Genomic DNA, 19,021 nt, shown 5'->3' with positions numbered 1-19,021 from the left:
GCTTTGGGAAGGTTCAGTAGAACCATTCCAGAGCCCTTTTGGCGTTTAGAGAAATCGGCAGGTTTGGATGGGCAGAGCTTTCGTTGAGGTTTCATTTCTACTCGGTTTGTGAATAATGGAGGATTGAATAGGAAGGGAGCATTAGAGATGCAGGTGTATATGGACATTGTGCTTAGGGCGTTTGTTGCTATGATCATGCTTTTGCTGATCGCCAAAATATTGGGAAAACAAACGTTATCTAACTTGACCTTCCACGATTTCGTGACGGGTATTATATTGGGCTCAATAGCCGCGAACCTGGCGTTTAATAAACAGCTGCATTCTTCCTACATGATCCTGGCGCTTATAGTCGTTACCGTTACATCTTTTATACTATCTGTCATCGCTTTAAAAAGTCGTAAAATGAGAAGCTGGATTTCAGGTTCACCCACTGTACTTATTGAGGATGGGAAAATTCTTGAGCAAAATATGAAAAAGGTAAGGTATTCGTTGGACTCTTTGGATCAGGCATTGAGAGAAAAGGAAATCTTTAATCTAGAGGTAGTAGAATACGCTGTGCTGGAAGATAACGGAATGGTGTCTGTATTAAAGAAACAAGAGTACCAATATGTTACCCGAAAAGATCTAAAGCTGTTGTCCGTTCCTCAGAGCTTTCCCGTTGAATTGATTATGGATGGAATAGTGCTTGCAGATAATCTTAAGGATAATAGCCTGACCCACGAGTGGCTGGAGAACGAGTTAAGACGTAAGGGAAAACAAATTTCTGATGTGTTTTACGGGGTAAGAGGAACGCAGCAGCAGCTCATTTTTGACTATTATGAAGACGGGATAAAGAAACCTATTGATAAAGAATAGCTTTTATTCATATTGGAGATTGACGGATGCCTAAGCAGCGTCTTATAATGTTTATATAATTATTAATTAGTTAATAAAAATATAAACGTTGAGAGGCGGTATTTAACCATGGCAGAACGTGCGATCCTTAATACTGACATTCGCAAAGGGACGATTAACAGAAATATTTACGGACATTTTTCTGAGCATCTAGGCCGTTGTATTTATGAAGGGATTTGGGTTGGAGAAGATTCAACTATTCCTAACACCAACGGCATTCGTAATGATGTCGTGAAAGCGCTTAAGGAAATTAAAATTCCTGTACTTCGCTGGCCAGGCGGCTGTTTCGCAGATGAATATCACTGGAAAGATGGTATCGGAGCCCGTGAAGGTCGTAAACGTATGATCAACACTCACTGGGGCGGAACGGTTGAGAACAACCATTTTGGTACACATGAATTCATGGAATTATGTGAGATGCTGGAATGTGAGCCTTACATTAACGGTAATGTGGGCAGTGGTACCGTTCAAGAGATGTCCGAATGGGTGGAGTATTTAACCTTTGGAGGCGTATCTCCAATGTCCGAGCTTCGCCAGCAGAATGGCCATCAAGAGCCTTGGGCTGTGACTTATTTTGGCGTGGGGAATGAGAACTGGGGCTGCGGCGGGAATATGCGTCCAGAATATTATGCAGATCTTTATCGCCAATATCAGACGTATGTACGTAATTACGGGGACAATCGTATTCACCGGATTGCTTGTGGTCCTAACGTGGATGATTATCACTGGATGGAGGTTCTGATGCGTGAGGCAACACGCTTTATGGACTCGATTACCCTGCATTATTATACAATCCCTGGTCCAGCATGGGAGAATAAAGGTGCAGCTACAGGCTTTGAAACGAGTGAATGGTTTAGTACATTAGAGAAAGCCCTTCGCATGGATGAGCTGATCACCAGACATGGCGTTATTATGGATAAATATGATCCGGATAAAAGAGTAGGTCTTATCGTAGATGAGTGGGGAACTTGGTATGATGTAGAGCCGGGAACGAATCCAGGATTCCTGTATCAACAAAATTCAATTCGGGATGCTCTTGTGGCAGGCGTGACCTTGAATATTTTCCATAAACATAGTGACCGGGTACGGATGGCAAATATTGCGCAGACGATTAACGTACTTCAGGCAGTTATATTGACCGAAGGGGAAAAGATGGTGCTGACCCCAACGTATCATGTATTCAATATGTTTAAAGTCCATCAGGATGCGGAGTTGCTGGATTTAGCACTGGAAAGTGGCACTTACAGCTTTGAAGGCCGTGAGATTCCTGAAGTATCTGCTTCGGCTTCCGTAACTGCTTCTGGAATCATCCATGTCAGTCTTTGCAACTTGAACCATGCTGCTTCTGCTGCTGTTCCACTTGAGCTTCGTGGTCTTTCCGGGAAGAAGGTTGAAGTGACAGGCACAACACTTGCCGGTGATAAAATTGATGCTCACAATACCTTCAGCCAACCGGAGGCGGTAGTGCCGCAAGCCTTCACTGCCTTCACTCTGGAGGGCGATCTTCTTAATGTTGAACTGCCTCCAATGTCAGTAACTGTGCTGGAGATTACGCCGAAGGCTTAAGGTGGTGTTACCATGTCAACAACATCAACATGCAAGGGATGCAGAGAGGATTATAAAGTTACGCCAACGCAGATTAATCGGATCTTGTCTTCTTCCATGTTTAAGCCAGAGTTTTGTGTTCCGGATGAAGTTTACGCTGAACGGGTTGCCCTTTGTGGGACTTGCCCTAAGCTGCACGAAGGGGTAACTTGCGTCGCTTGCGGCTGCATCATCCCCGTAGTAGCCAAGCTTAAGGAACGTAGTTGTCCATTGCCGGGGGGTGGCTTGTGGGGTCCCTTTATCGAAAAGAATTAAGCTAAAATAAGAGCCGCATTCGACTCTCCAATGGGAGGTGAATGCGGCTTTATTCTTGGTTATCCGTATAGAACAACTCAACGATTAGATCTTCATTATAATTTCCAAAACCTTTGCCAAAAAGAGTAATCCCGCCAATATGCTCGGCATCTTCATCTACGGAAAGCTTGAAAGACCACTGTTTGTCACGGATATTCACTTGATCAAGGGTAACTTCTGAGAGCTTCAAACCATCCATAAATGTACCTTTTGCTGTAATGCGCAGCTGCTTGAGCAAGCCGTATTGGTTCGTGAGTGCTGGCCACCAGGCCGGTGTATATTTACCACGGCTATCCCCGTAGTCACCAGGACTTGTCCAGAATCCAAGCTTCACTCCGTTCAGAGTGAATGTGATATCCGAAGGCCAATTATTATTAATGGAAGGTGCTTCGGAAGCAATTTCCATGGTTATAATCAATTCCTCAGGATGCTGGCTGGAGAGTAGGAAATTAGGGATTTTATATTCAATAAATCCTTTGCCGAACCAAAGAATCCCCGCATTCATACGCTCAAGATCCCAGAAATATCGGGGATCATCAAAACTGCCGATCACTTTCTCAGTAGTTGCAAGACCACAGGTGGGCTCGATCAGGAAGTCGGAATAATGTCCAACCGGAATTTCCTTACGATAACTTTTGCGCTCATTGATTTGTCTGCCTGGAAAGGTGATTTCTGCTCCTTCAGCAGCTAGAGTACAGATCTTTTGCAGACCACTTCGACCAGGTGCCATATGCGTCTGGATCAGGCCGGCAGCTTCCAGCTTACGCACATGCATAGTCATAATGGCGCTGCTTAAATTTACTGCTGCGGCCAATTCCTTAACATTCATAGGATTTTCGGCAAGCAAACGCAACATGTGTAGGCGTACTGAGCTGGCTAAAGCTTCATAGACGGGAAGGGATTCTTCCGACAGGTCAAGTTTCATAAATGGCCTCCAATTAAAATTTATGGGCTAATCGCCGATGATTAAGAAATTTATTAATAACAATATAAAAATCGACGTTTATCTCGGACGTATAGTTAATGATTATATTAGTTAAATACTTTTTTTACAATATGGGACTTTAAAAAAAGAACGGAGCCTGTGGCTCCGCTCTCTCTTTTCAAATCAAGTCTTGCTTAATCTACGTTCGAGCTATACTCTGCCTGTACTTCATCTGACTTGAGCGCTCTGCTGTAAATCTTCAGTTCATCAATCATACCCTGAAATGGTGCATCCCAATAGTTGACGCCTAGAGCGAAAACACCATTCTTATTCTTAAAGACATTCGGGAAGCCCTCACCAGAGAACTGCTCTACTCCGTTGAGGTAAACTTTTACGGTTCCATTGCTGACCGTAAACGCAACATGTGTCCATGTATTTACTGGAATCTTCATGGCAGAAATAGCATCATACCAAGCTTCTCCGGACCATAACAACGTTTTACCGCCACCGTTCTGAGGAACGAAGCTAATCCAGCTATTTTTAGTGGCAGCGCCGAAGAAAGTAGTTGTTGCATCTGTAAGTTGTTCAGGGTTTAGCCACATAGATACGGTGTAGGTATTGCTGTCAATTAATCCATCAGGCAAACGGATACCGGAGGTACCGTTGAATATTGCAGCTTGACCGAGGACACCGTTACCGTATGTGATATTGCCTACTGTTGGGCTATCTACTTTTGCTCCTGTAACTTCGCCTTTTCCGTTCAATTGGAAGGAGTCATCCAGGTCGCCATCAAAAGCATAATGAGCTACTTTTCCATCAGTTACATTTACTGTGTAGCTGGCTGAAACTTCGCTTCCATCAGTCGCTGTTGCAGTAATTACAGCTTGGCCACCGACAGTTAGTGCTGTTACTATTCCGCTCGCTGCGTCAACAGCCACTACGCTGGAATCGCTAGAGCTCCAAGTTAGCGCCTTATTTCCGGCATTGGTCGGAAGCACACTTACTTGAGGGGTGAAAGTATTTCCTACAGCTACTGATTTAACAGCTTCACTGAATGAAATATTACTTACTTTGATGTTCGTATCAGGCTCACCGTTTACAAGCCAGCCAACAGCTTCCGCAGACAATGCTCTATCATACACGCGGAATTTATCAACCAAACCTTTGTAGGGTGCATCCCAATAGTTCACACCAAGAGCAAATACGCCGTCTTCTGTATCAAAAATATCTGTGAATCCTTTTCCGGAGGATTTCAATACACCATTTACATACATATTGACTGTTCCAGCATTGTAAGTGAAGGCTACATGCGTCCACTGGTTAACTGGAATTTGTAAGCCTGTATCAGCATACAGCCAAGTCTCGCTACCGAACCAGAGTCTAGTGGTTGCTCCACCGTTTCCATAAGGCAGGAGACTGAACCAGTTCGTTTCGGTTTTAGCACCGAAGAATACAGGAGTAAAAGCTTTTAATTCGGATGGATTCAGCCACATCCCTACCGAGTATGCGCTACTTTGAATTAATCCGTCAGGTAGACGAACACCGGATTTGCCATCAAACTTGGCTGCCTGACCGTCTTTACCAGCCTCAAAAGTGATGTCTCCATCCTCAGTGTTGTTGATCAGATTTCCGGTGACTATGCCGTCAGCTGTACGATCACCATTTTCTGCAAGGTCGCCATCAAAGTCAAAGGCAGCTACTAAGCCGTCTTCCAGTTGCGTGCTCTTTTTTTCCATAACAACGGCGGTGAAGGTTTTAGTTACTGCGACTTCGCCTAGCTTAATTGTAGCAGTCAGTTCAACTGTAGCGTTTCCAAGTCCAAGTTCAGGACGAGTAACCTTACCATTGTTACCAATTACGGCCTCATTGGAAGAGGACCATGAAATTTCTGCTCCGCGCAAGCCTTCCGTAGGGAGGGTGATGTCATCGTATATTTTTCTTGTGTCACCAATACTCAAGCCTGCAGCAATATTGTTCAAAATCTGCTCAACGCTCATCGATTCCATCTGGCTGCCCCAGATAGTGATTCCTTGATCTGACATTGCGGTGAACGTCATAACATGCTGTTGGCGTGAGGAATCCCATTGCTTCACAAATACACCTTTGTAGAGATGTTGTACGGTGTTTCCATTTTCCGTTTCGTTAATAAGCAAATGAGCGAAGTACTCATCCTTCAATTCCCAAGTTCCGGTTAACGATCCAGCGATCGTTCCGTCACTTTTCAGCTCGATATCTACTGTAGGCTTGATGATGCCTGAAACATCTTTGCCGTGGTTAACGAACTGATAAGAGCCGACAACATTATCCCGTGCTACAGCCCCAATAGTTTCACCCGTGTAACGATGTACGGCAGTTACTGGCCAGCCATCTTCGTTAGTGAACATTTGATGCACACGAAGTTCATGTGTTTCACCACGGAGTGGGAAACGAGTGTGGAAGAAGTTAAATATTTTACCCGTTTCATCATCATATTGTACCGAGTTATGTCCTGAGGACACATAACCATACGTTTGGAAATTCGGGTCTGCATTTTGATTTGTAAACATGAAGTTTCCTAATAGCTTATTACCATATGGTGTGTTGTCACCATCGGTAGTTAGAACAGCATTCTGTCCTGCTGCATCCGTATAAGGGCCGTCCGGATTTGTTGAACGGAACTGCCGCATGCTGTAACCGCCTTTGGAGTCAAGTCCACCGTAAGTTACATACAAGAAGTAGTAACCAGTCTCCTTGTCGTAAACGATATACGGACCTTCACCCGATTTGGTCATTCCGCCAGAAATATGGGTTCCGAAATAGCGGTCGATAAGACGTCCATCAGCGGTCTTTCCATCTTTGCCTGGATATTTAGGTTCTCCGGTAGCTGGATCAATCTCCAGAATGAATATACCACCTGACCATGAACCATAAGTCATCCAAAGCTTGTTGTCTTTGTCGTAGAAAATAGTTGGGTCAATTGCATTTGTATAGGTTTTGTTTTGATACAAACCACCTGCATTAAACCAATCTGGATTGACACCTTCCAACGTTCCATTGTCGATAAGGTCCTTGATATTTGTATTGTCCCATTTCTTATTTACTTTACTGTCACTGTCATAAGCCTCTTCCTTGGTGAAACCGGAATAAATTACGGTATTTTCATAAGTATAAGGCCCTTCGATATTTTGCGAAGTGGCGTAGCCAATCGCCGAACGGATATAAGTAGAAGAAGCGCTGTAATACATCATATAAGCGCCAGTTGTTCCATCAGCGTTCTTATAATCGTTATTCCAGAATACGTCCGGTGCCCAGATGGAGAATCCGCCTTTACTGTCCGAATCGTTCTCGCCAGCCCATTTAAAGGATTCTGCCAGATTCTTGGACAGATCACCAAAAATCACGTTGCCCGGTGTTGTATAACCATTAGTGAACTGTGTCCAGTTCATCAGATCATCTGATTTGGCCGCATCGATATGGGAGCCAAATACATAATAAGTTCCATTATCCACAACCACCGATGGATCATGCACCGAGACATTGGTGAGTGCTGGTGCAGTTGCTCCCGGACTAGGTGTAGCCGTCGGATTTGGTGTAGCCGTCGGATTTGGTGTAGCTGTTGGATTTGGTGTAGCTGTTGGATTTGGTGTAGCCGTTGGATCTGGTGTAGCAGTTGGAGCCGGAGTAGCTGTAACTTCCGGAGCTGATGTAGCAACAGAACCGCCGTTAGATCCACCAGTACCAGTGGTTGCCGTAGCCGTTGGAGTTGGTGTTTCAAAATGGATTAGCTGACTGTACTTGCTATCAAAGATAACCTTACCCGTGCCTTGGATGGTTAGGATATCGTTGAAACCAAGGATTAGATTCTTGATTTCCGTACCTGCCTCTACACGCAGCTTGGCTTTTTGCTTCAGTGTAACTTCAGCAATACTGCCTGCTGTCAGATGTAGTGTAGGCTCTCCCAACGCTTGAAGCTCAACGGAATCAAAGCTTCCTTTCAGCTTGAGGATGGAATCCTTAGGCAGCGTATTCTCAACAATAACCCGGCTGAAACCTGCCCCCGTTAATGCATCTTCCTCTAGTATTGCACCGGAATGTACGCGTACGTTTGGTACAGCACTTGTGCCTCTAGTAACGACGCGCAGCTTGCCGTTATGTTTATCTACTACCATTTCAGCAGCATTGGAGTCGCTTAGTACGACACTGTTCTCACCGCCACCGGCAACGAATACTTTTCCCTTAACAGTGACATTATTCAGTGTGATATCGCCCTCAGCAATACCTTCGGTAAGGTAGAGATTCCCTGAGATTGTGGAGTTTTTCAACTCTACGCCTGGGCTGCTGATAACCATATTCCGAGTGTTAATCCCCGAATAGCTTCCGCTCTTAGGTGTGATTTCTCCGCCCAGCTTCTCAATCATGCGCAGTGCTTCCGCTCTTGTTACAGCCTGAGTTCCTTTAAAGCTGCCGTCAGTGTAGCCTTGCAGATAACCTTCACCAAGTAAAGACAATACTGCTTCTTGGCTCCATTCTGGCAAATCAGCAGCATCTTTTGGTGCAGAAGTGCCAACAGATGAGTTGAGTTGGAACAGTCTGTATAACATTACTGCAGCTTCTTGACGACTTACTTGCTGTGCGGGTCGGAAGGTGCCATCGCTGTATCCTGTCACATATCCTGCAGCGGTTGCTTTTTGGATATCGCTGTAGTAAGCACCTGTCGTGGAAACATCCGTGAAGCCAATTTCGGCTTTTTCCTGCAAATTAAAGACCCGATTAACCAGAGTAACCCACTCTGCACGGTTGATTTCTTGATTTGGCTTATATATTCCGTTTCCGTAACCCAGAATCAAGCCCTTATCTACCCAAGATTGAAAATCCTTCTGTGCCCAGTGGCCGGAATAATCGGCGATTTGTTGCTGAGTGGATAATGCGACTGATTTGGAATCGCTTGCAGAAGCTGCAGAAATTAATGGAGCAGGCACTAATAGAGTGAGTGCAAGCAGGGAAGCGGTTAGTTTACCAGTAGTTTTTCTCAAATGTATGATCCTCCGATTCTAGTGACGTAGAGCTTGTACACGCGTATTTTTCCAATTCCTCCCTTCTTTACTGAAAAAAAATGTAAAACGCTTACATAAATAGCTACTAAAAAAACGCTTTCGTATATGAAAATGGTTTTAATTTATGTATTACTAAACCATAACAAGGAAAACGTTTTATAATGCTCTCATTTTAAGCATGATATCAGCAAATAGTCAAATGGAAATTTATAAATCCATGAATCTTTTTATATTTTTATAAATTATAAATTCAAAATAGAGGAAAATGATTTAACTACTGGTGATTAATGCTGAAGTGGATAAGAGTGAAATTTGGTGAATGGATGACTAGGCGGGATATATCAGCATGGATAAAGAGAGGGGGTAGGGCATAACGGGTGGGGGGGAGCTAAGGAAGAATAGCTAATTAGTTGTTCACCCCCGCAAAAAGAACCAGTTTTGCTTAGAACATAAAAGAAAAATTTACAGATAGTACAATTTGAAAATGATATCTTGATCATGGTTTCCGAATTTTTTCCCGAAAATCGTTGCTCCTCCTACGTGCTTTGCATCTTCCTTCACTTCGATCCGAAAGGTCCAACGGTCACAAGTCGTATCTAAATCCTCAATCGAAACCTGAGACAGCGGGTCACCGTCAATGTAAGTTCCATTGTGGTTTGTAATTCTAATCGTTTTTAGCAATCCGTATTGATTGATATTGTGTGGCCACCATTCCGGTGTGAATTTACCTCTAGCATCAGCGAAATCCCCGGGGCTCGTCCAAGTCCCTAATTCCAAGCCATTCAAAGAAAAGGTGATGTCTGAAGGCCATACGTCATTAGCAAAGGGGAATTCGGAAGAAAGCTCCAAGCTAATTTCAAATTGCTGTAGGGTTTCCTCTTTTTTTAGGAAATTAGCGATATTATATTGCACATAACCTTGAGTGAACCAGAGAATCTCTGCGTCCACTCTTTTAGAATCCATGAAATACTTAGGTTCGTCTACTCTGCCGATAAACTCCTTATCCGTAGCAAGTCCGCAAGTAGGTTTCAGATCATAATCGGTATAATGACCAATCGGCACTGATGTCTCGTAGGAGGCAAAGGAGTGAAAGATTTTTTTCGGGAAGTTAATCTCAATATGATCCACCCTAAGGATTGAGATTTTTTGCATTCCGGATTTACCAGGCACCTTTTCAGTTTTTATGAGCCCTGCATCTTCTAGTTTTTTAATGTGTTTGGTAACGATAGGACTGCTTATTTTAAGTTCTTCTGCCAAATCTTTGATGTTCATCTTATTTTTGGAGAGCAACTGAATAATTTTGATGCGTACTTCACTCGCTAAAGCTTCGTAAACAACAAGAGAGGATTTGTCGATTTCCAACTGCATTTTACCCACTTCTTTCAAAGTTATTTCATATACTGTAAAGTTTATTAATCTATATATAAAGTAACATGAAAGGTAACCGAAGTAAATATAATATCGCTTTCATCTCCGAGAGATGAATCAAAAGGTTAATTAAATGAAAAAAAATTCTATTAAGTTTATTTAAATGTTATTGACTACGCTTTCATAATGAATGTATACTAATCTCAAGTTAATCGTTTTCAAAGAAAGTGAACATGAATGGTTATCTTAACATTACAGCTGCAGGGGGAGAGAGTAATGAAAAAGAAATTTGGAGTTTTATTAGCAACGGTTCTAACATTATCGACAGTTTTGGCAGGATGCGGTGGTAAAGATGATAGTAAGACGATTACGTTCTGGACACCGCTGACCGGTGATGACGGTGCTTATATGGATCAAATTGTTAAAAACTACAATGCAACGAATCCCGAAATTAAAGTAAAACATGTTATTACGGCTGATATGTACACAAAGATTTCTACAGTTTTGGCATCTAGCAAAGGTGTTCCTGATTTAGCAATTATCCATGCTGACCGTGTTCCTGGATTTGTTAAACAAGGTGTACTGGAATCCATGCAAGATACCGTATTGCCAGCACAACCTGAACTGAAAGCTGAAAATTACTTACCACAAGCTTGGAACACTGGTAATATCGATGGAACTCAATACACAGTTCCTCTTGATATTCATAGTAACGTAATGTATTACAATAAAGATTTGCTGAAAAAGTATAATGCTGAATCTTTCTTGGATGATAACGTTGTTACTATTGATGAAATGCTTTCCTTACAAGGTAAATTGGATGAAGGCGATTACGTAGTTAATGATGCTTTGCTGGGCTGGGTTATCTTGGCTCAAATTCAAGATTTGGGCGGCGATATCCAAGTTGATGGAAAACCGGCTGTTAACACCCCTGTCTTTAAACAAGCGTTTGAAAATGTTAAGAAAATCGCCGATGCTGGCCTTATGACTCCATTTGGTGAAGACGGTTACTTGATGTTCCAATCTCAAAATGTACTTTTCTCGACAGACGGAACTTGGAGTTCTACAGCACATGCTGGGGTTGAAGGTTTGAACTTTGGCGTGACCAATGTTTATTCTCCTACTCCTGACAAATTCACCAACAGATCTTCTTCTCACTTGTTCGCTATGTTGAAAAATGATAAGAGAACAGACGAAAAAGAAGTAGGTATTGCTAACTTCTTGGAATATGTTCGTACGAATTCGATGGAATGGGCAAAAGCTGGACAAAACGTAGCAAGTAACGTAGTTAACCAAAGCCCTGAGTACAAAGATTTTATGCAATCCTTCTTTACATCTGATGAAAAAGAAATCGAATCCCTTTACATTTACACATATGAATACTACCCATACATTGCGGAAGCTGTAGATACTTACTGTGCGGATATCGTTCGTGGCAACGTTGATATTGATGAGACTTTGGCAACGATGCAAAAATTTGTTGAAGATAAAATTGCGGAAAGCAGCAGTGCAGCAAAATAAAGCAAAATAGAATAGATTGTACGAAGTAATGTGCCATGTTATGGTGCATTACTTTGTGCAAAAGGAGAAATGAATTCCTATGAAAAAGAAAATCAATTGGGCACCTGCTTTCTTTGTAGGTCCGCATGTCATTTTGTTTGCTGTCTTCATTTTATTGCCAACGATTTATGGGATTTATGCTTCATTTACAAAATGGAATTTAATGAGTGATCCGGTATGGGTAGGCTTTGATAACTATAAAGCTATTCTTTTTGACGGCGGATCAACCTTTCATACTCAATTTTTCAGAGGCCTAAAAAACACATTGATTTTCGTTGCTTTGTCTGTTCCGCTGCTGATTATTATTCCATTAATGGTTGCGGTGGCGTTGGAGCATAAAAAAGTTAAAATGAAGAGCTTAATTCAATCTATTCTTTATATTCCTGGCTTGATTTCAATTTCTGCGGCAGCACTGATTTGGCTGTTGATCTTTAATAAGCAACTAGGGATCACTGGTAATCTGTTTGGATCACAAATTGCTTGGCCTGCAAATCAACCCTATGCGTGGATTATTATCATTGTAATTACTTTATGGGGTGGTATTGGGGGCAACATGATTATCTATCGTGCTTCCTTAAGTGGCGTGGCTCAAGAGTTATATGAATCAGCGGAGCTCGATGGTGCGGGTTCAATTAAAAGATTCACTAGTATTACCTTGCCATCTATTCGTTTTCCATTAATTTATACCTTTGTTATGACAACTGCGGGTGCCTTTAATGTATTCGGCCAACCGTTAATGATGACCGATGGTGGACCTCGACAAAGTACACACGTTCTAATGATGTATATTCGTCAATTAGCTTTCGGTAACGGTGAATCCATCGCCGGGATGGCATCAGCTATGGCAGTTTTACTGGGATTAGTTATTTTGGTGATCTCAGCACTGCAATATTATGTAATGAACCGAAATGCTTCATAGGGTTCGCAGAAACTAATTGACTAACAAGGAAATGGAAAAGGTAGGTGTACTAAAATGTCAAACCAGGCAGTAAATCCAGTTGTAAATACAACAGGCAAAATAAAAGGCTCCTCCAGTGTAAGTATTTCAAAATATATATCCTATATATTTCTAGGTATCCTATGTGTGATTTGGATCATTCCTGTTATATTCGGGATTTCCACCTCATTTAGATCACAAACGGAAGTAGTATCCTCGGGCTTTAGACTATTTCCTAAAGAGTGGGTCTTTGAGAACTACGTTACGATCCTAAACAATACTTCTACAGCTCCAATTCTACGTTGGTTAGGTAACTCATTGTTTATTGCTACATCTCACACCATTCTGGTTGTTATTGTTATTTCGATTACAGGTTTTGGTTACACCCGTATTAAGTTTAAAGGAAGAGACACATTGTTCTTTACTTTGCTAGGGATCTCCTTCTTCCCGGGTGTTGTTAACTTGATTCCTTCGTATAAAATCATTGACTCCTTTGGTTGGGTGAACACTTCCTGGGCTATGATTATCCCTGGTCTTGCGGGTATGGGTAATATCTTCTTGGTCAGACAGTTTATGAACGGTATCCCAAAAGAATTAGATGAATCGGCTAAAGTTGATGGTGCAAGTGACTTTAGAATTTTCGCGCAAATTATATTGCCGTTAGTTAAACCAATACTAATTGTTTGCGGATTGTTCTCCTTTACTGGATCTTGGAATGACTTCCTCTGGCCGGTTATCGTGTACACAGACGTAGACAAAATGCCAATTACCGCTGGTTTGCTCTTATTGCAAGACATCTACGGAAACTATCGTATGATCGGACAATTAATGGGCTCGGCAATCATGGCGATTATTCCAACATTGCTGCTATTCGTTTTTGCACAAAAATACTTCGTTCAATCCATCAACCTGAATTCGGGTATCAAAGGTTAGATCGAATGAACTTAAACTTAAATACACCTTGACTTCTTATAAGGAAGGGTGTGTTTTGGTGACCTGCAAATATAAAAAAAGAGATAAATATAGGAGTTGTCATTGTGAGAGAATTTAATGTAAAAAATCCACTAGTTGAGCAACGAGCAGATCCTTGGATCTATAAACATACTGATGGTTACTACTATTTCATAGCTTCAGTTCCAGAGTTCGATAGAATTGAGCTTCGCCGTTCTGAATCCATTCAAGGATTGGCTGAGGCTGAAGGAAAGACCATTTGGGTTAAGCATGAAACGGGTTTGATGAGTGCTAATATTTGGGCGCCAGAGATTCATTATATTGATGGAAAATGGTACGTATATTATGCAGCTGCACATACCTCTGATACGAAAGACGGTTTATTTGATCATCGCATGTTTGCGTTAGAAAACCCATCCGCAAATCCTTTAGAGGGTGAATGGGTGGAAAAGGGTCAAATAAAAACAAAATGGGAATCTTTTGCCTTGGATGCAACAACTTTTGAGCATAAAGGAGTTAGATATTACGTTTGGGCACAAAAAGATCCTGCTATCCCTGGCAATTCAAATATTTATATTTCCGAAATGGAGAACCCTTGGACACTAAAAGGTGAGCAGGTGTGCATCACTACTCCTGAATACGATTGGGAAAAAATCGGATTTTTAGTGAACGAAGGCGCGGCAATCCTTAAGCGTAATGGGCGTATTTTCATGACTTTCTCAGCTAGTGCAACAGATCACAACTATTGTATGGGATTGTTGACTGCTGATGAGAATAGTGATTTGATGGATCCAAAATCATGGGTCAAGACACCTGAACCTGTGTTTACGACTTCTGAGGAAAACGGCCAATATGGTCCGGGACATAATAGTTTTACTGTCTCTGAGGATGGCACACAGGATATCCTTGTTTTCCATGCTAGAAGCTATAAGGAAATTGTCGGTGATCCGCTTTACGATCCGAATCGTCACGCACGTGTGCAAGTAATCCAGTGGAATGAAGACGGAACGCCAAACTTTGGTGTACCTAGACCGGATACGAAATAAAAAGGGATTTGTCACATAAAACAACAGAGCAATGATTCTCCCAGAGGTGGAGAAACACTGCTCTGTTGTTTTTTATAAGAGTCATAGTTATAACCCTCCTGAGGCTTAAGGACTCAGCTGACGCTATTTGCAAATTTTTGGACATTTGAGCAAGGTTGCGGACCCCAGTGCAGCTATTCCTTTAGAAAAGGTTCATTTTTGCTGTTCTTCAAGCCAATAACGACTTTAGGGTCCGTTAGGTACGCAAATTTGTGATAAAGTTGCATTTAAGGTCAACGGTGTCCGATAGTTGCTTTGGGAATGCGTAAAAGCGAGTTGATCAAATGAGGTACTCTTATAATGGAAGATCCCGTCTTCTGAACAGCTCTACTCCCAAGGAAAAGGTGAACACTCCGATCAACAGCAGCCAACTGGAGACCTGAATAATCTCCACGTTGCCCTGAACGATTTCCCCGGGTTGATAGAAGGAGAATAAGGTTAGGAAACGCAGTCCTTCCAGTTTGTCGCTTATTTTACCGAGTAGATCCAGAGTGAAAAATCCGAAGGCGATGGCGCCGGAAATTCCGAGCGCTTTTTTCTCGTCATTACATACAGAGGACACGAGAAAGGTAAGGCCGCCTACCGCAAAAAATAATAAAAACGCCACGGTATTCAGCTGAGCGAAGCGACCGCTGTTAAAGTCATATTCACTGCCAAGAAACCATGCTTTACCTAATAATCCGGCGAGGGTGGTTACACCCATAATTAAGAGCAATGCTGTAGTGAGTACAAGTGCCTGCGTGGTGGCGACTTTTCTCCGTGTAGTTGGGGCTATGAGCAGATAAGCCATGGAGCCGCGATCCACGAGTCGAGCCATTAGCTGCGTTGACATTTGCACACAAACTATGGAAAGAATCAGAACTAGTATAAGTCCATAATATTCTCCGGAGATAAAAGCTTCAGCACTGGTAAATCCGCTATTTAACCCAAAGGCTTTACCCACACCCTCTGGCATCGCCTTAATAAGGTCATCAATTGCTTGTGTACTCCCCGCAATCCCTGGATAAAGCCAGATCATAAACAGAATATAGAAGGCAGAACCAAAGGCGTAATTCAATATTCCTTTCAGGTTCACTCGCATCATTTCCTTATAGAGCGGAAGATTCATTGCACAGCCCCCTCGCGGTCATAATAGTCCATGAAGATGTCCTCTAGATTCTGCGTGAATACGTCGATGCTGCGGATATTGTATTTTCCAGTTTCCCGGATGAATCGATCATAATTGCCTTGCACAGCTATGCGGACCCTATTTCCCTCATGAGCTTCCACTTGTAGGCCGGAGGCGGCAAAATCCACTGCATCTTCACTATTCGCAAAAATGACCTCAAACAGCTTCCGTTGCATCGATTGTAGTTCATGAATATTTTTTACGGTGATAATCCGTCCGTCTTTAATAATTGCGGCGCGGTCACAGGTGCGTTCAATTTCCTGAAAGCTGTGTGAGGACATGAGAAAGGTAGTTCCGGCTGATTTTTCCTCCAGTACCAGATCAATAAATACCTTTTGCATGAGCGGGTCGAGACCCGAGGTAGGTTCATCCAGAATAATAACTTCAGGACTGTGCATAAAAGCAGCGACGATTCCGACCTTTTGCTTCATTCCCTTTGACATTTTTCGGATCGGAGTTGTGGCATCAAATTGCAAGCGTTCAATCAGCTGCTCGCGTTTGGTAGTATTTTTGATTCCCTGCATGGCTGACATGAATTTAAGGAAAGAAAGGCCCGTCATCCCATCAAAAAAGTTAATTTCACCGGGTAAGTAGCCAATATGCTTCTGGACTGTCCCTTGTGCCTTCCATACATCAAGCCCATGGATACTCGCATGCCCTTGATCTGGTTTCATAAAACCCATGATATGCCGTATAGTTGTCGATTTACCCGCGCCGTTAGGACCTAGAAATCCAAAAACCTCGCCTTTGTTTACGGTAAATGTTACATCTTCGATTCCTTTGCCATTCGAAAATCGTTTAGTTAAGCCTTCTACAACCAGCATGCCGCCACCCCCGCCGCAAAATAATGAACTAATATGAATTGAATATTTCATATGTTATATTATTCCTAGTGGTTAATGAAGTCAATATAATTATGAAATAATTGAAATGGAATATTTCATTAAATTTAAATACGCATACTTAATAACGAAGTTAGGGTGGAAGCTATGAATGGATTTGAGAAGAGAGCAGCACAGATTAAATTCAAAATTATGAAAACTACCATGGAGATGCTCAAGAACTGGGAACCGAAACGTCTACGGATCGCTGATATTGCGAAAGAAGCAGGGGTCTCTCAGGTGACGATTTATAATTATTTTGGCAGTAAGGAAGCGCTGCTTAGTGAGTCTTTTAAGGACTTTGTTCAGAAGGAAATTCAGGAGTTTGAAGATTACATTTATCAAGAGCATTCTCTAAAGGAGATTATTGGTTACATTCTAACCATGGAAAGGCAAACTTACAGCGGTTTATCTCCCGCGACTGTGAAGGAGCTTATGGTTGAGGATCAAGAAATGTTCCGTTATATTGAGGAACGATATGCGAATGACATTTTGCCGGTGCTGGTGAAGATGGTTGAGGATGGGAAAGCCCGGGGAGAAATCTCAAATAAAGTATCCACCAAAGGGATACTTTCACTAATGGGGATGTATATGCGTAATGCGGGTGAACTTCTAGACGAAGCTAGCAAACAGGAAGATATGGATGCCTTCATCGAGGAAGCCATCCATATTTTCTTCTATGGCATTTGCGGGAAAGAGTAAGGGGAGCTTGAGCTGCGAGAGCATCACCCTTAATTGATCAGGTGAACAGCGGATTTCCAGTCATGCCGACCCAAAGAGCGGATTGTTCAAGCTGGGCAGCAAGCTGAAGCAGCAAATCTTCACGACCTTTGTTCGCCATGACTTGAACGCCTAGCGGCAGGCCAGTTGCTGACTTATGGACGGGCACACTCATTGCAGGCTGGCCTGTCAGATTTGCGAGCTGGGTGAACGGTGTATAGGTTAGGCTTGGCTCAAACATCTCGTAAATTAAGCGGCTCTGTTCTTCTTTTGGCAATTCGTTTACGTGCAGCAGCTTTGCTATCTCTGCAGGTTTATGCGTTAATTCACCAATTTTGGGAGCGGAGTTTGCATTCGTAGGTGTTATATATAAGTCGTAATGATTAAACAGTTCCGCCATTTGGGCGGCTGCAACGTCCCATTCATCCAGACTATGTACGAATTCGGCCGCTGAAACATTTTTTCCGGTCTCACCAAGAACCCACGTAATGATATCGACATCGTCAGCAGTTATGGAACGTCCCATATTTCTCTCCAGGGAGACGAACATGGCTGCTACCTCTCCGGCATTCATCGTATAGTAGTTCTCCATCAGTCTTGTGCCATTCACAGGACTTTCTGTTTCTTCAACCGCATGTCCTTCAGCTTCGAGCCATTTCACGGTTTTGAGAACAGCATTTACGGCCTCTTCAGAGACAGGCGTACCTACTGGGGAAGCAGTCGTAAATCCAATTCGTAGTTTACGTTGCGTAGGCTTAAACAGATCATCCAGATATACGCCCGGATATAACGGAGTCTGGAAGGCGGCTTCTGGCTGCACAACCTGCAGCAGATCTAACATAGCAGCGCTATCGCGAACGGACCGGGTTAAGGCAAAATCAATAGAAGCCCCTTGCCATTGACGGCCGACTCCGGGTCCTACTGGTGTGCGCCCGCGCGTGGGTTTAAGTCCGAATAAGCCTGTGAATGAGGCGGGAATACGGATGGACCCACCACCATCACTGGCTCCTGCTACTGGAACGATACCAGAAGCAACAGCTGCCGCGGCTCCGCCACTCGAACCTCCAGGAGAATATTCGAGATTCCAAGGATTACGAGCAGGTCCATGGAGGACATTCTCTGTAATGTTTTTTAAGCCGAACTCTGGTGTGTTCGTATGGCCAAGTGGAATGAAGCCGGCTTTCCTAATCCGTGCAACATAATTTGAATCCCACCGCGCGACATTGTTCTTCATCAGCATAGCCCCACAAGTGATGGGCTCGCCAGCGATAGATTGGGAAATATCCTTTAATAGAAACGGAACGCCAGCAAACGGCCGAGTGTTATCCTGAACAGGCATCTCGTCGGCTTCTCTAAGAGCAGCTTCCCGGCGGGTGCGCACCACCGCATTTATGACCGGATTGACCTCATCTAACCGAGCAAAGGCGGCTTCGACCAGCTCACGAGGTGAAATTTCACGTGCTTTGACAAGTGAAGCAAGTCCTAGAGCGTCATAGGTAGAGTAAGAAAAGGTCAAATTAATACCCACTTTCAATTTAGGATGATTATTATATTATACATCCCATTAGTTATTTTTTGAAAATGGGTAATCTGACATCTA

The 19,021-nt window shown here is 42.9% G+C and carries 14 protein-coding genes; 8 read left to right on the top strand and 6 right to left on the bottom strand.

Annotated elements, in window-relative coordinates; translation table 11 throughout:
- Positions 1–147: 147 nt before the first annotated feature.
- The 3 genes from NST45_RS19435 (at position 148) to NST45_RS19425 (ending at position 2,754) form a co-directional block, all read left to right on the top strand.
- Entirely contained in the window at positions 148–855 is a 708-nt protein-coding gene (locus tag NST45_RS19435; RefSeq protein ID WP_076141360.1) for a DUF421 domain-containing protein, read from the top strand.
- Between the two features lie 108 nt (positions 856–963).
- Positions 964–2,460 carry an alpha-N-arabinofuranosidase gene (locus tag NST45_RS19430; protein WP_076104908.1) on the top strand — a complete coding sequence of 499 codons (1,497 nt, stop codon included), beginning with the start codon at positions 964–966 and terminating at the stop codon, positions 2,458–2,460.
- 12 nt (positions 2,461–2,472) lie between these two features.
- The gene (locus NST45_RS19425) at positions 2,473–2,754 is read left to right on the top strand and encodes a DUF6171 family protein (RefSeq protein ID WP_076100542.1); all 282 of its coding nucleotides are present in this window, start codon (positions 2,473–2,475) and stop codon (positions 2,752–2,754) included.
- Positions 2,755–2,803: 49 nt separating this feature from the next.
- Here the strand turns inward: NST45_RS19425 and NST45_RS19420 are convergent, their stop codons facing one another.
- The 3 genes from NST45_RS19420 to NST45_RS19410 all read right to left on the bottom strand — a co-directional run bounded on the left by NST45_RS19420 (position 2,804) and on the right by NST45_RS19410 (position 10,119).
- Positions 2,804–3,718 (bottom strand): ArsR family transcriptional regulator, encoded by a 915-nt coding sequence (locus NST45_RS19420; RefSeq protein ID WP_076100540.1) that lies wholly within the window; start codon positions 3,716–3,718, stop codon positions 2,804–2,806.
- Positions 3,719–3,912: 194 nt separating this feature from the next.
- The gene (locus tag NST45_RS19415; RefSeq protein WP_339823549.1) at positions 3,913–8,730 is read right to left on the bottom strand and encodes a LamG-like jellyroll fold domain-containing protein; all 4,818 of its coding nucleotides are present in this window, start codon (positions 8,728–8,730) and stop codon (positions 3,913–3,915) included.
- Between the two features lie 483 nt (positions 8,731–9,213).
- Positions 9,214–10,119: an ArsR family transcriptional regulator gene (locus tag NST45_RS19410; protein WP_036675644.1), complete on the bottom strand. Its 906-nt coding sequence runs from the start codon at positions 10,117–10,119 to the stop codon at positions 9,214–9,216.
- Between the two features lie 276 nt (positions 10,120–10,395).
- On the opposite strand from NST45_RS19410, the gene NST45_RS19405 reads away from it, so the two are divergent.
- The 4 genes from NST45_RS19405 (at position 10,396) to NST45_RS19390 (ending at position 14,613) form a co-directional block, all read left to right on the top strand.
- Positions 10,396–11,640 (top strand): extracellular solute-binding protein, encoded by a 1,245-nt coding sequence (locus NST45_RS19405; protein WP_076101554.1) that lies wholly within the window; start codon positions 10,396–10,398, stop codon positions 11,638–11,640.
- Between the two features lie 79 nt (positions 11,641–11,719).
- A complete protein-coding gene (locus tag NST45_RS19400; protein WP_036675641.1) occupies positions 11,720–12,598 on the top strand; it encodes a sugar ABC transporter permease in 879 nt (292 codons plus the stop codon).
- A 54-nt stretch (positions 12,599–12,652) separates the two neighbouring features.
- Positions 12,653–13,549: a carbohydrate ABC transporter permease gene (locus NST45_RS19395; protein WP_036675639.1), complete on the top strand. Its 897-nt coding sequence runs from the start codon at positions 12,653–12,655 to the stop codon at positions 13,547–13,549.
- 104 nt (positions 13,550–13,653) lie between these two features.
- Positions 13,654–14,613: a family 43 glycosylhydrolase gene (locus tag NST45_RS19390; protein ID WP_038569499.1), complete on the top strand. Its 960-nt coding sequence runs from the start codon at positions 13,654–13,656 to the stop codon at positions 14,611–14,613.
- A 334-nt stretch (positions 14,614–14,947) separates the two neighbouring features.
- Here NST45_RS19390 and NST45_RS19385 read toward each other — a convergent pair whose 3' ends face one another.
- Together NST45_RS19385 and NST45_RS19380 are read right to left on the bottom strand one after the other, a co-directional pair.
- A complete protein-coding gene (locus NST45_RS19385) occupies positions 14,948–15,760 on the bottom strand; it encodes an ABC transporter permease subunit (protein ID WP_076134034.1) in 813 nt (270 codons plus the stop codon).
- Positions 15,757–16,644, bottom strand: a complete 888-nt coding sequence (locus NST45_RS19380; RefSeq protein WP_036675634.1) for an ABC transporter ATP-binding protein — start codon at positions 16,642–16,644, stop codon at positions 15,757–15,759. The genes NST45_RS19385 and NST45_RS19380 overlap by 4 nt, the downstream gene beginning before the upstream one ends.
- Before the next feature lie 165 nt (positions 16,645–16,809).
- Here NST45_RS19380 and NST45_RS19375 point away from each other — a divergent pair, with 165 nt between their 5' ends.
- Positions 16,810–17,403 (top strand): TetR/AcrR family transcriptional regulator, encoded by a 594-nt coding sequence (locus tag NST45_RS19375; RefSeq protein WP_076104911.1) that lies wholly within the window; start codon positions 16,810–16,812, stop codon positions 17,401–17,403.
- 37 nt (positions 17,404–17,440) lie between these two features.
- Here the strand turns inward: NST45_RS19375 and NST45_RS19370 are convergent, their stop codons facing one another.
- Positions 17,441–18,943, bottom strand: coding sequence for an amidase (locus tag NST45_RS19370; RefSeq protein ID WP_076141393.1), 1,503 nt, complete (start codon positions 18,941–18,943; stop codon positions 17,441–17,443).
- Positions 18,944–19,021: the final 78 nt, after the last annotated feature.

It is taken from the genome of Paenibacillus sp. FSL R7-0163 (assembly GCF_037969975.1).
Classification (GTDB): Bacteria; Bacillota; Bacilli; order Paenibacillales; family Paenibacillaceae; genus Paenibacillus_AQ; species Paenibacillus_AQ odorifer.
The sequence above is the reverse complement of the archived record's forward strand: the minus strand, read 5'-3'. Positions and strand labels throughout refer to the sequence as shown.